We start from the raw sequence: 12156 nt of genomic DNA, 5'->3' as shown, positions 1-12156 counted from the left end.
ACCATAAACCTATGGAGCCCCCACGCTTGTCGCTTCGCGTGCCTTCGGCGGTGCGAGGCCCCTTTCACCAGGAAGAAGGGCTGGCCTTGCTTGGGGCGGCCCAGCGCGGCGCGTGGCGATTCACCGCTCAGAACATTTTCGGGAAAGCCTGAAATGCAAGCATTGCGCGGGCTGGTCTGGCTGCTGGTGCTTCAATCCCTCGGTGAAGTGCTGGCGCGCGGCCTGTCTTTGCCCTTTCCTGGGCCGGTTGTCGGCATGGTTTTACTTCTGCTGGCGCTGCGCTGGCGCCTGGTGCGCGAGCCGGTGGCTGTTTGCGCCGACTTTCTGCTCTCTCACCTTTCGTTACTCTTTGTACCGGTGGGCGTGGGTGTCATGACCCATCTTTCGCTTGTCAGCCAGTACGGTGTGCGCATGCTGGTGGTTATTGTTGTCTCGACGTTGGCCGGTTTGGCCGTGACGGTGCTCACTCTTCACTTGTTGCGCAACCGCCCAGGGTCCGGCAAGCCGCCACCCGAAGAGGTGCCGCATGCCTAAGTTTGTCGAGCTGTGGGTTTATCTTTCGGCCACGCCGCTGTTCGGCCTGACCGCCACGCTGATGGTGTATGCCCTGGCGCAAGCAGTTTATGTGCGTCTGCGGCAAGCGCCGTGGGCCAATCCGGTGCTGTGGACGGTGGTGGTCCTTGCCGCCGGTCTGCTGACAACCGGCGTGCCTTACCCGAGCTACTTTGCCGGCGCGCAATTCATCCATTTCCTGCTGGGCCCGGCCGTGGTGGCGCTGGCCTGGCCGCTATGGCTGCGCCGTGAAGAGCTGCGCCAACGTTGGCGCCATCTCTTGATCGCCGCGCTGGCCGGTGGCAGCGTCGCCGCGGGCTGCACGCTGCTGCTAGGCTGGCTCTTCGGCTTGCCTGCAGGGGTCATTTTGTCGCTGGTGCCCAAGTCGGTGACGGCGCCGGTGGCGATGGGTATCGCTGAACAGATAGGCGGCATTCCGGCACTGGCGGCCGTCTTTGCGGTGATTACCGGGCTGGTGGGCGCGCTCAGCGGCAAATACCTGTTTGACGGGCTGCGCATCCCGACCGACAGCGCCGGCTGGGCCGCGCGCGGCTTCGCGCTGGGCACTGCGTCACACGGCATTGGTGCGGCACGCGCACTTCAAGTTAATGCCGATGCCGGCGCCTATGCGGGACTGGCCCTGGGCCTGCAAGTGGTGCTGGCGTCGCTGTTGATACCGTTGGCTTTCCGGCTGTTTTAGCAGCGACTTTGCAATGGCGTGACCGCAGCGTCAGGCAAGTTTGCTTTCGCCGGTCAGTGTTGTGTTTGCCTGGCGACGGTTGCGCCAGGCTTTCGCGTTTCAGACTGCCTGCAAACCGGTCTTGCTGGCGCTGCTCGATTTGGTGCCGCCCGTGCCAGGCATGATTTCGCCGGAGAGCTGGCCGCCTTCTTCCACCACCAGCTTGCCGTAGCGAATGGTGCCAGTGACTTTGCCGGTCGAATAAATCACCAGCTTGTCGCGCACCGTCAGATTGCCGTTAAATTCGCCACGAATCTCGGCTACATCGATTTCAGCCGAACCCTTGAAAGCGCCTTGCTCCGCGATCTGAATCACGCGTGAGTCCATGGTGGCTTCAACCAGCCCTTCAACTACCAGGGTATCGCAGTCGGTAATTTCAACGCCCTTGAGCTTGATGTTCGGCCCCACTGTCAGCTTGCTGCCGCCTTCTTTGCCGGTGCTCGCAGAGGAGGCTGCTTCGTTCACAGGTTTGGACGAATTTTGCTGGCTGGCACCTGGGGCGGCAGAATGCAGCGTGCTTGAAGAGCCCGTAGAGCCATAGCCGCCGGCTGCACCGGGACGCAAATTGCTAGGGGACTCATTTTCGCGTTTGCCAAAAAACGGTGTTGCCATGTGACTTCCTTTAAAGGGACGCATGGTACGTCCGCAAAGATCCCCAAACGTCACGTTCATGCAAGAGTGGTAACTGAACCAATTTTTACACTCAGGGATTCACTTGAACTTGTGTCAGGAAGTCAGCGGCGACCCAATAATTTTCGCGTCCCTGCTTGAAGCGCGAGGTTGCGGCAGGATGGCCGGCGTCGGACCGGGCTGTCCCGTTCAGCCTATTTTCCTATTCCATGCCCTCGACCTCGGCCCACTAGGAGGAAGAACTCGCGCCCTTGCCGATGGCCGAATCATCGAGGTTCACCACAAACACAATTTCCCCGCCGAATCGCCCCACACCCAAGGCCTTCATCAGTGCCACTTCCTTGTCTGGCGCGTCCAGCCGCAAAAAACAGATGGCCTGTTTCGTGCCTTCATGCATGGCGGTAAGGATGTCCAGCCTTGCAATTTTCCCGAACTTTTCACAAAGTTTTTGCAGGGCAGGCTTCAAGGTGGCAACGTCCGGGCATTGCCTGAGATCATCAAGTGCATTCACGATACTTTTCCTCTTGTGAGTTCGTGGACTTTTTGCGCCTCAACGGCATGCGGTTTGCGCGCCCCTGCCCAAGCGCTAGATAGCAATCTACCGGAACTTTCGGGTATCTCACCTGCAAGTTTGTGACAGTCACTTACATTTAAAATTAGTCATAAAAATTCAGTGTTGAGTAAACTGACAAGGAGATGGCAGCACTTTTTAGTTTAAAAGTGCTATAAATTCTGTCGGACTAACGCTGGTGAAAAGACATATCAAGACGTTTATTACAATTACAAAACATTTTGAATCTTTAACGGCAAACGCAATGCATGAGGACAGAGCTTGCGGCCGAACCGCTCCGCCCTCGTTATGTCTTTTCCTTGGTATGCAATTACAAGAAATAAAACGCTAGGGCACAAGCGCCGTAGCTTGCTGAGCCGCCTGCAGGCTGCAGTTGTCCGCCCAAAGCAGTAAGCTAGAAGGGACCGGTGCGCCGGCTGCCCGCCATGTTTATGTTCAACCCACCATGCCATGCAACCTTCACGTCAGACCGTGCCGCTACCGGCCCACCGCTGCAACAGTACTGATGATCCGGCGCGTCCGCTTCTAGCGCTGCTTGAACATGCGGCAGGCGCAGGAACCTGGGTCTTTGACAGGTCAGGCGGGCGCCTGACCTGGTCCGAATCGTTGGCCGCGCTGCTGGAGGTGCCGCACGACGACGCGACGCTGTATGCCGACCCGCTCGATTTTTATGCGCCTGAATCGCGCGAACGGATGGCGGCGGCGCTGCATGCCTGTCGCACGAACGGTGCCGCGTTTGATGAAGAGGTGGAGGTCATCACGGTCAGCCAGCGGCGCGTGTGGGTGCGCTCGCTCGGTCAGGCGGTGCTGGACGACGGCGGGACGGTGTTGCGCATGGAAGGTGTGCTGCAGGATCTCACCCTGAAAAAACGCGATCAGCAGGCGTCCTCAAGCCTGACCATGCAGCTGAGCACAACGCTGGCCAGCATCACCGACGCCTTTGTCACGCTGGACCGCGAGGGGCGCTTTACCTACGTCAACCGCGAGACCGAACGCTTGCTTGGCCGCAGCAGCGGGGAGTTGCTTGGGCAAAGAATATGGCACGAGCTGGACATCAAAGGGAGCGGGCGTACACGTAGCGAAATTATTAAAGCCATGAACGGCGAAAAACATCTGGAATTCGAGGAGTTTTATGCAGCGCTGGGTAAGTGGCTTGAGCTGCGCGCCTATCCTTTCGAGGAAGGCCTGGCCGTGTATATTCGCGACGTCAGCGACAGGCGGCAGTCACAAGAGCAGCAGTTGCTGCTGATGACGAGCATTTCCCGCCTGAACGACATGGTCTTTATCACCGAAGCCAAGACGCTCAACGCGCCGGGTCCGAGGATTGTGTTTGTCAATGACGCCTTTGAACGGCTCACCGGCTATAGCCGAGAAGAAGTGCTGGGCCAGACGCCCCGCCTGCTGCAGGGGCCGCTAACGCAGCGTAGCGAGCTGGACCGTATCCGCGCAGCGCTGCAGCAAGCGCAACCGGTGTGTGCGGAGCTCATCAACTACAAAAAAAATGGCGAGTTGTTCTGGCTTGAGCTGGACATTGTGCCGGTGGATTATTTCGACCGTGGGCTGACGCACTGGGTCGCCGTGGCCCGTGACATTACCGCACGCAAGGGCGCGGAAGAAGAAATCGAGCATCTGGCGTTTTACGACACGCTGACGCAGTTGCCCAACCGGCAACTGCTGATGGACCGCCTGCAGCATGCGCTGGCCCAAGGCGCCAGGCATACAAAAATCGGCGCGCTGATGTTTATTGATCTGGACAACTTCAAGGTGCTTAACGACACGCTGGGGCACGCCATAGGCGACCTGCTGCTGCAACAGGTCGCCACGCGCCTGTCGAGTTGTGTGCGCATCACCGACACGGTTGCGCGCCTGGGTGGGGATGAGTTCGTTGTCATGCTGGAGGACCTGGGCGACGACGCGCAGGTCGCTGCGGACAAGACCCAGGTGGTCGGCCATAAAATCTTGACCACGCTCAGTGAACCGTATGACCTGGCGGGCTTCCAGCACCACAGCACCTGCAGTATCGGTATCACCTCATTCAGCCAGGACCAGCAAAGCATTGGCGACCTGCTCAAGCAGGCGGATCTGGCGATGTACCAGGCCAAGGCGCAGGGGCGCAACGCCATCTGCCTGTTTGATCCGATGATGCAGGCGGTCGCCAGCGCGAGCGCCGGCCTGGATATGGAGCTGCGTCAGGGCTTGCGCAATCATGAGTTTTTGCTGCACTACCAGCCGCAGGTGGGACGCGACGGACGCATGCTCGGCGTCGAAGCGCTGATCCGCTGGAGGCATCCGGAGCGCGGTCTGGTGTTTCCAGATGCGTTCATCCTCCATGCTGAAGAAAGCGGGCTCATCTTGCCGCTGGGCCAGTGGGCGCTGGAGACCGCCTGCGCGCAACTGGCCCGTTGGGCCGCTCACCCTGAAACCAAAAGGCTGAGCATCGCCGTGAACGTGAGTGCGCGCCAGTTTCGCGACCCGGAGTTTGTCGAGTTGGTGATGCGCACCATTCAGAAGCACGGCGTTCGCGCACGGCGGCTTAAACTGGAGCTGACTGAAAGCTCGCTGGCCACCGGGATCGAGGTAACCATTGCCAAAATGGGACGGCTCAAGCGCGCCGGCGTCACTCTGTCCATCGACGACTTCGGCATGGGCTACTCAGCGCTCTCTTACTTGAAGCGCCTGCCGCTGGACCAGCTAAAAATAGACCGGAATTTCATCAAGGATCTGCTGACCGACCCCAACGATGCGGCCATTGCCCGCACGATCATTGGCCTGGCGCAAAGCCTGGGTCTGGACGTCATGGCCGAGGGCGTCGAGACTGAGGCCCAGCGCCAGTTTCTGGCACGGCACGGCTGCGAGAACTACCAGGGCCATCTGTTTTGCAAAGCCTTGCCGCTCTACGAACTTGAGGCCTTTATGCAAGCCCGTGCGCTACAAGGCTTGCCGCTGCAGGCCTTGTAGGCGCCGGCTAGCGAATGCAAATAGAATGCTACTAAATTAATAGCTGCTTGCGCCCGTGTGTATTGGTCTAGAAGCCAATTTGATATCTATTTCAGGCGGAGCCGGTAGTAGCGCCACCGCCCGAGCGCTACTCTTTATCTGCCGCCAAAAATGGCGGTGCCGACTCGCACCATGGTGCTGCCGGCATGGATCGCCGCTTCCAGGTCCGCCGTCATGCCCAGCGACAACGTGTCCATCGGCCGGGCTAGCACCCCCGCCGCATTTATCTGGTCGAATAGGGCTTTGGTCCTTGCGTGGAGGGCGCAAGCCGCTACAAAATCAATAGCAGGCTCAGGGATGGCCATAAGTCCGCGCAGCGTCAGGCGCGGCAGTTGTGCGACTGCGGCGGCAAGCGCTTGGGCGTCGGCCGGCGCCACGCCCGATTTGTTGGCGCCGGCGTCGATGTTGACCTGCAGGCATATTTGCAGCGGCGGTAGGTGGGCAGGTCGCTGTTCACTCAGGCGCTGTGCAATTTTCAGGCGGTCAACCGACTGAACCCAGTCAAAGTGTTCGGCAACTGGCCGGGTTTTATTGCTTTGCAGCGGACCTATGCAGTGCCACTCCAGCGCGCTGCCAGCAGCCAGGGAGTGGGACGCGCACCAGACGCGCAGCGCCAGAATCTTTTCAATTCCCTCGGCGACGTAGTTTTCGCCAAACGCGCGCTGCCCGGCCGGCAGCGCCGCTATCACGGCATCGGCGCCGAAGGTTTTGGACACGGCCAGCAGCCGCACGCTGTTTGGTGCGCGCCCGGCGGCCCGGCAGGCTGTGGCGATTCGGTCACGCACCAAGTGAAGGTTTTGCTCAATCGTGGTCATAATCGAACTGTAAACTTAGTTACAAACCAAGACTCAACCGCGACTTTCAAGGATCCCCCGGGATGGACATTACCCAGCTGCTGGCCTTTAGCGTCAAAAACAAGGCGTCCGACCTGCATTTGTCGGCAGGCTTGCCGCCCATGATCCGGGTGCACGGCGACGTAAGGCGCATCAACATCGATCCGCTGGACCACAAGCAGGTGCATGCCATGGTGTACGACATCATGAACGACACCCAGCGCAAAAACTACGAAGAGTTTCTAGAGGTTGATTTTTCCTTCGAGATCGATGGGCTGGCGCGCTTTCGTGTCAATGCCTTCAATCACAACCGCGGCGCCGGTGCCGTGCTGCGTACCATTCCTTCAAAAATCCTGACGCTGGAGCAGCTGGGCGCGCCCAAGATTTTTGGCGAGCTGGCACTCAAGCCGCGCGGCATGGTACTGGTGACCGGCCCGACCGGCTCGGGCAAGTCGACCACGCTGGCTGCCATGGTCAACTACCTCAACGAAACCGAGTATGGCCACATACTGACGGTGGAAGACCCGATCGAGTTCGTACACGAATCGAAAAAATGCCTGATCAACCAGCGCGAGGTCGGCCCGCACACGCTGAGCTTCAGCGCCGCGCTGAAGTCCGCGCTGCGCGAGGATCCGGATGCGATTCTGGTAGGCGAGATGCGCGACCTGGAGACCATTCGCCTGGCCATGACGGCTGCCGAGACCGGCCACCTGGTGTTCGGCACGCTGCACACCTCGAGTGCGGCCAAGACAGTAGACCGGATCATCGACGTGTTTCCCGCCGAGGAAAAAGAAATGATCCGTTCCATGCTGTCGGAATCGCTGCAGGCCGTGATCTCGCAAACGCTGTGCAAAACCAAGGACGGCCAGGGCCGTGTGGCGGCGCACGAAATCATGCTGGGCACCAGCGCCATCCGCAACCTGATCCGGGAAGCCAAGGTCGCGCAGATGTACTCTTCCATTCAGACTGGCAGCAATGTGGGCATGCAGACACTGGACCAGAACCTGACCGACCTGGTCAAGCGCAATGTGATTTCTGCTGCGGAAGCGCGTGGCAAGGCCAAAATACCTGACAACTTTCCCGGCTAACGCCTGGCTATTAGGAGACAAGACAAATGAAAGGATTACTCGGGCTCCTCAAGAAGTCCAGCCCTCCCCGACGAGATGTCGAGCCGCAGGATTCACTGATGTTCAGCACCGCCTTTGCCGATCAGGGGGTAGATTCTTCAAAGCTGGTCCCTTGGGAGGCGCGTGCCAACGAGGTGGGTGCCAAGCGCCTTTCGGCCGCGCGCGGCAGCAAGACGCTGCAGGCCTTGTGGAACCAGGACAAGTACATGGCGCGGCTGACGCCCGACGCCATGCCTAGGCTGGAACATTTTTTCGAGTTCGCCAGCATACCGGCCAACCGCGACATCATCCGGCAAGAGGAATACGGCAACTTCATGATCGTGCTGCTGAGCGGCGTCATCGCGGTGGACCGTTTGCAGCCCTGGGGCGAGCGCCTGCGCCTGACGGAGGCGCGCCCCGGCGACATTCTTGGTGAAATGTCGCTGCTCGACAGCGGCAAACGCTTTTCGATCTGCGCCTCGCTGACCGAATGCGACATCGCGGTGCTCGATGCGCACGCGCTCGACGAGATGACGAGCGCCGACCCGGCACTGGCCGCCGGCCTGATCGCACTGCTGGCGCGCAAGCTATCGCTGCGCCTGCGCCTGGTCAGCGCCCGACTCACCGACAACAACAGCTAGCGGCCGCCGCAGGGCAAGCCAAGCAGATCCAAAGGACATGTGATGGAACGCGACCAGGCTAGCAAATTTATCAACGATCTTCTGCGGTTGATGGTCAGCCGCAACGGCAGCGACCTGTTCATCACGGCGGAATTTCCACCGGCCATTAAAGTCGATGGGTCCATGACCAAGATGTCGCCGCAGCCGCTCAATGCCAGCCACACGTTGGCGCTGGCGCGCGCCATCATGAACGACAAGCAGGCCGCCGAATTCGAACGCACCAAGGAGTGCAACTTCGCGATCTCGCCGCCGGGCGTCGGGCGTTTTCGGGTCAGCGCCTTCCTGCAGCAAGGCAAGGTTGGCATGGTGCTGCGTGTCATTCCGGCCGTGCTGCCGACGATTGACGGGCTGGGAATGCCGCAGATCCTCAAGCAGGTGGTGATGTCCAAGCGTGGGCTGACGATTCTGGTGGGGGCAACCGGATCGGGCAAGTCGACGACCCTTGCCGCCATGGTGGACTGGCGCAACGAGCAATCGTGCGGCCACATCATCACGATTGAAGATCCGGTGGAGTTCGTGCATCCGCACAAAAACTGCGTGGTGACGCAGCGCGAAGTAGGGCTGGACACCGACAGTTGGGACGCTGCGCTCAAGAATGCGCTGCGCCAAGCCCCTGATGTGATCTTGATGGGCGAGATCCGCGACCGTGAAACCATGGAACACGCCATCGCCTTTTCCGAAACTGGTCATCTGTGCATGGCTACCTTGCACGCCAACAGCGCCAACCAGGCGCTTGATCGGGTGATCAACTTCTTTCCTGAAGAGCGGCGCACCCAGCTGCTGATGGACTTGTCACTCAACCTCAGAGCCATGGTGTCGCAGCGGCTGATTCCCAAACAGGACGGCAAGGGCCGCATTGCGGCGGTTGAAGTCATGCTCAATTCGCCCTTGATTTCCGACCTGATCCTGAAAGGCGAAGTCAGCGAGATCAAGGAGATCATGAAGAAAAGCCGCAACTCGGGCATGCAGACCTTCGACCAGGCGCTGTTTGACGCCTTCGAAAGCAACCTCATCAATTATGAAGAGGCCTTGCGCAATGCCGACTCGATCAACGACCTTCGACTGCAAATCAAGCTCAATTCAAAGCGCGCTAAGTCAACGGATCTGGCCGCTGGCACGGAAAATTTCGCCATCGTCTAGGCTGCCGATACCTGCCGCCTGGCATGCTCATGGCCATGCAATGCACAAAATGATGAACGCAGCCTTCGCCCATCCAACCCTTGATCTCACGCCCCTATGACCAGCACCCATCTGAAAACCTACGAAGCAGCCACGCCGCGCAAAGTCGCATTTTTGGGGCTGGGTGTCATGGGCTATCCCATGGCCGGCCATCTCGCGCTGGCCGGCCATCAGGTGACGGTATACAACCGCAGCGCCGCCAAGGCGCAGGCCTGGGTCGCAGAATTCAAGGGCGCCAGCGCAGCCACGCCGCGCGAGGCTGCCATAGGCGCCGAGATCGTGTTTTGCTGCGTCGGCAATGACGCGGATCTGCGCTTCGTCACGCTGGGTGCCGACGGCGCGTTGGCGGGCATGCAAAGCGGCGCGGTGCTGGTGGACCACACCACGGCCTCGGCCGATGTTGCCCGCGAGCTGCACGGCGCGGCAAAAAACCTCGGGCTGCATTTTGTCGATGCACCGGTCTCGGGCGGCCAGGCAGGCGCCCAAAATGGCGCGCTCACCGTGATGTGCGGCGGCGATGCCAGCGCGTTCGATGTCGTCAAGCCGGCGGGCCTGGCTTTTTCGAAAGCCTTCACCTTGATGGGCGGCAGCGGCGCTGGCCAGCTCACCAAAATGGTCAACCAGATCTGCATTGCAGGCTTGCTGCAGGGCTTGAGCGAAGCCGTGGCCTTTGGCCAGAAAGCCGGGCTGGACGTGAACCAGGTGCTGGACGTGATTGGCAAGGGCGCGGCGCAAAGCTGGCAGCTCGACAACCGGGGCAAAACCATGGTGGCCGACCAGTTTGATTTCGGCTTCGCGGTGGACTGGATGCGCAAGGACCTGGGGCTGGTGCTGGACGAAGCCAAACGCAATGGCGCCCGTTTGCCGGTGACGGCGCTGGTCGACCAGTTCTACGCCGATGTGCAAGCCATGGGCGGCCGGCGCTGGGATACTTCCAGCCTGATCAAGCGCTTGAAATAGGAAACCGAGGACATGGGCCCACCAAGGCAATGGCCCTGCCTGCGGGGCCGGTCCGCCTTAGTCGCTCAGGGGCTTGATAGCGGCTGCGGGTTGCGCTTGCGGCTTGCCCGGTACGCGCGCCAGCTCTTCTTCGCTGATGATCTCAAAAATCCGCACGACTTTTTGCACGCCCGGCGTGGCGCGAACCACCGCCGTGGCCCGGTCTGCCTCGCGCTGGGTCACGCGCCCCATCAGGTAGGTGGTGCCGCGCTCGGTCACGACCTTGAAAGCATTGAAATGCAGGTCGCGGGCATCAATCAGCATGGCTCTGGCGCGGCCGGTGGTCAGGGTGTCTGATGAGCGATCGGCCAGCGAGGAGTTGCCCGCGACGACCAGTTCATTAACCACCGAGTTAACGTTTTCCACGCGCGAAGCGATCTGCTCAACCAGCTGCTTTTCCTGTGCGGTGGGCACTTCGCCCGTCAACAGCACCTGGCGGTTGTAGCTGGTCAGGTTCACATGAACGCGGTCGCCGACGTTGCCGCGAATGCGGCTGAGTGCGCGCAATTCGATGCCTTCGTCTTCCAGCTGGGTGCCGGAGGTGCGGCGGTCGCTGGCCAGCAGGGTGCCTCCGGCCACGGCGCCGCCCAGCACCAACGGCACGCAGGCGGTCAGGGCGCTAGAGAGTAAAGCCGCCGCGCCCAGCGCCAAAGCCAGCCGTTTCATCACAATAAATTTCATACAGAAGACTCCTGATCGCCAAGTAACTGGGTGTCCACACCGTCGCAAATGCAGTGAAGGACGAGTAGATGCACTTCCTGAATGCGCGCGGTGCGCTCATGCGGAACACAAATATGCACGTCGGTTTCGCGCAATGCGTGGGTCATCTTGCCGCCGCCCCGGCCGGTCAGTGCCACTACCGTCATCTCGCGCTCGTGGGCCGCTTCAACGGCGGCCAGCACATTGGCGGAGTTACCGCTGGTGCTGAGTGCCAGCAAGACGTCGCCGGCACCGCCCAAAGCGCGCACCTGCTTGGAGAAAATCACGCTGAAATCGTAGTCGTTGGCAATCGCCGTGAGGATGGAGCTGTCCGTCGTCAGGGCAATCGCGCCAAGCTCGGGCCGCTCGCGCTCATAGCGGCCAACGAATTCGGCGGCGAAATGCTGGGCATCGGCGGCCGATCCGCCATTGCCACAGGACAGCACCTTGCCGCCACTGGTGACGCTGGCCAAAATGGCTTGCACCGCTGCCGCGATGGGTTTGGACAAGACCTGCGCCGCCTGGTATTTGAGGTCGGCGCTGTCAATAAATTGCTGTTCGATACGTTGTTCAAGCATGTATCAATGATAGCGGGTGCTGGTTGTGATCTGGAATTAAGTCTGACTTCCTAGAATTAAGTTTGATTTGTTATTCTTTACAAATCAACAGCTTACGCGTATCAAAGCCTTCATCGTTGCGAAAGTTTGATTTACCAATCGACGTCGCCTTTGCAGTTCTGGCAGTTTTCAAAGTGAGTTCCCCCCTCTCAAGAAGTGGCCCCGGTTGTTTGAACAACTGTCCCGGATATTTCAAAGGTGATGCCGACAACTACCTCAAGGACAGCCAAAGCGCCGAGCTCGGCAGCCAGATCCGGGCCGCAGGCAATCTTCGTTTGGCCGCCGGCGCTGACCTGAACGCCAAGGCCGCCAAGGTCCAGGCGCAAGGCGCCCTGCTGGCCATGGTCGGCAACGACGTCAATCTCACGGCAGGCCAGCAAACTAACGGCTACAGCTTTGGGCTGACCACCAGCGAAAGCGACTTCTTCGGCTCCATCGCGGCTAACCGATCCATCAAGTCGTTCGCCGAAACAGCGGGCTCAGCAATCAGCCAGCCTTCAATGGTCGACCAGGCGTCGGCAAACGGATCAACCCGTGTCTTCCACCAATGCTTG

The 12156-nt window shown here is 60.1% G+C and carries 13 protein-coding genes; 8 read left to right on the top strand and 5 right to left on the bottom strand.

Annotation, left to right across the window (positions count from 1 at the left end):
* Positions 1 to 153: 153 nt before the first annotated feature.
* Both HHJ18_RS15150 and HHJ18_RS15145 read left to right on the top strand, forming a co-directional pair.
* Positions 154 to 534: a CidA/LrgA family protein gene (locus HHJ18_RS15150; RefSeq protein WP_296916679.1), complete on the top strand. Its 381-nt coding sequence runs from the start codon at positions 154 to 156 to the stop codon at positions 532 to 534.
* A complete protein-coding gene (locus HHJ18_RS15145) occupies positions 527 to 1252 on the top strand; it encodes an LrgB family protein (RefSeq protein ID WP_296916677.1) in 726 nt (241 codons plus the stop codon). The genes HHJ18_RS15150 and HHJ18_RS15145 overlap by 8 nt, the downstream gene beginning before the upstream one ends.
* 99 nt (positions 1253 to 1351) lie before the next feature.
* Here HHJ18_RS15145 and HHJ18_RS15140 read toward each other — a convergent pair whose 3' ends face one another.
* Positions 1352 to 1903 carry a polymer-forming cytoskeletal protein gene (locus HHJ18_RS15140; protein ID WP_296916675.1) on the bottom strand — a complete coding sequence of 184 codons (552 nt, stop codon included), beginning with the start codon at positions 1901 to 1903 and terminating at the stop codon, positions 1352 to 1354.
* A 247-nt stretch (positions 1904 to 2150) separates the two neighbouring features.
* Positions 2151 to 2432 (bottom strand): RNA-binding protein, encoded by a 282-nt coding sequence (locus HHJ18_RS15135; RefSeq protein ID WP_296916674.1) that lies wholly within the window; start codon positions 2430 to 2432, stop codon positions 2151 to 2153.
* Between the two features lie 510 nt (positions 2433 to 2942).
* Between HHJ18_RS15135 and HHJ18_RS15130 the strand changes: the two genes are divergently transcribed.
* Positions 2943 to 5450: an EAL domain-containing protein gene (locus HHJ18_RS15130; RefSeq protein WP_296916672.1), complete on the top strand. Its 2508-nt coding sequence runs from the start codon at positions 2943 to 2945 to the stop codon at positions 5448 to 5450.
* Between the two features lie 134 nt (positions 5451 to 5584).
* Here HHJ18_RS15130 and HHJ18_RS15125 read toward each other — a convergent pair whose 3' ends face one another.
* Complete coding sequence (locus HHJ18_RS15125; RefSeq protein WP_296916670.1) at positions 5585 to 6304, bottom strand: YggS family pyridoxal phosphate-dependent enzyme; 720 nt, start codon at positions 6302 to 6304, stop codon at positions 5585 to 5587.
* 62 nt (positions 6305 to 6366) lie between these two features.
* Here HHJ18_RS15125 and HHJ18_RS15120 point away from each other — a divergent pair, with 62 nt between their 5' ends.
* The 4 genes from HHJ18_RS15120 to HHJ18_RS15105 all read left to right on the top strand — a co-directional run bounded on the left by HHJ18_RS15120 (position 6367) and on the right by HHJ18_RS15105 (position 10247).
* Positions 6367 to 7410: a type IV pilus twitching motility protein PilT gene (locus tag HHJ18_RS15120; RefSeq protein ID WP_296916668.1), complete on the top strand. Its 1044-nt coding sequence runs from the start codon at positions 6367 to 6369 to the stop codon at positions 7408 to 7410.
* Positions 7411 to 7436: 26 nt separating this feature from the next.
* Positions 7437 to 8069 carry a cyclic nucleotide-binding domain-containing protein gene (locus HHJ18_RS15115; protein WP_296916666.1) on the top strand — a complete coding sequence of 211 codons (633 nt, stop codon included), beginning with the start codon at positions 7437 to 7439 and terminating at the stop codon, positions 8067 to 8069.
* Between the two features lie 42 nt (positions 8070 to 8111).
* Entirely contained in the window at positions 8112 to 9248 is a 1137-nt protein-coding gene (locus tag HHJ18_RS15110; protein ID WP_296916663.1) for a PilT/PilU family type 4a pilus ATPase, read from the top strand.
* A gap of 96 nt (positions 9249 to 9344) precedes the next feature.
* Positions 9345 to 10247, top strand: coding sequence for an NAD(P)-dependent oxidoreductase (locus tag HHJ18_RS15105; protein ID WP_296916662.1), 903 nt, complete (start codon positions 9345 to 9347; stop codon positions 10245 to 10247).
* Positions 10248 to 10304: 57 nt separating this feature from the next.
* Here the strand turns inward: HHJ18_RS15105 and HHJ18_RS15100 are convergent, their stop codons facing one another.
* A complete protein-coding gene (locus HHJ18_RS15100) occupies positions 10305 to 10967 on the bottom strand; it encodes a BON domain-containing protein (RefSeq protein WP_296916660.1) in 663 nt (220 codons plus the stop codon).
* A complete protein-coding gene (locus HHJ18_RS15095) occupies positions 10964 to 11563 on the bottom strand; it encodes a phosphoheptose isomerase (RefSeq protein ID WP_296916658.1) in 600 nt (199 codons plus the stop codon). The genes HHJ18_RS15100 and HHJ18_RS15095 overlap by 4 nt, the downstream gene beginning before the upstream one ends.
* A 209-nt stretch (positions 11564 to 11772) precedes the next feature.
* Between HHJ18_RS15095 and HHJ18_RS15090 the strand changes: the two genes are divergently transcribed.
* Positions 11773 to 12156 (top strand): hemagglutinin repeat-containing protein (locus HHJ18_RS15090; RefSeq protein WP_296916657.1); only part of this gene is annotated, 384 nt, incomplete at its 3' end.

Source organism: Polaromonas sp. (genome assembly GCF_012927455.1).
Classification (GTDB): Bacteria; Pseudomonadota; Gammaproteobacteria; order Burkholderiales; family Burkholderiaceae_C; genus Polaromonas.
The sequence above is the reverse complement of the archived record's forward strand: the minus strand, read 5'-3'. Positions and strand labels throughout refer to the sequence as shown.

Bases quoted from the DNA above. Each gene is read 5' to 3' on its own strand.
- HHJ18_RS15115 (WP_296916666.1), top strand. From the start codon at position 7,437: ATGAAAGGATTACTCGGGCTCCTCAAGAAGTCCAGCCCTCCCCGACGA.
- HHJ18_RS15140 (WP_296916675.1), bottom strand. From the start codon at position 1,903: ATGGCAACACCGTTTTTTGGCAAACGCGAAAATGAGTCCCCTAGCAAT.
- HHJ18_RS15120 (WP_296916668.1), top strand. From the start codon at position 6,367: ATGGACATTACCCAGCTGCTGGCCTTTAGCGTCAAAAACAAGGCGTCC.
- HHJ18_RS15110 (WP_296916663.1), top strand. From the start codon at position 8,112: ATGGAACGCGACCAGGCTAGCAAATTTATCAACGATCTTCTGCGGTTG.
- HHJ18_RS15130 (WP_296916672.1), top strand. From the start codon at position 2,943: ATGCAACCTTCACGTCAGACCGTGCCGCTACCGGCCCACCGCTGCAAC.
- HHJ18_RS15100 (WP_296916660.1), bottom strand. From the start codon at position 10,967: ATGAAATTTATTGTGATGAAACGGCTGGCTTTGGCGCTGGGCGCGGCG.
- HHJ18_RS15095 (WP_296916658.1), bottom strand. From the start codon at position 11,563: ATGCTTGAACAACGTATCGAACAGCAATTTATTGACAGCGCCGACCTC.
- HHJ18_RS15105 (WP_296916662.1), top strand. From the start codon at position 9,345: ATGACCAGCACCCATCTGAAAACCTACGAAGCAGCCACGCCGCGCAAA.
- HHJ18_RS15125 (WP_296916670.1), bottom strand. From the start codon at position 6,304: ATGACCACGATTGAGCAAAACCTTCACTTGGTGCGTGACCGAATCGCC.
- HHJ18_RS15150 (WP_296916679.1), top strand. From the start codon at position 154: ATGCAAGCATTGCGCGGGCTGGTCTGGCTGCTGGTGCTTCAATCCCTC.
- HHJ18_RS15145 (WP_296916677.1), top strand. From the start codon at position 527: ATGCCTAAGTTTGTCGAGCTGTGGGTTTATCTTTCGGCCACGCCGCTG.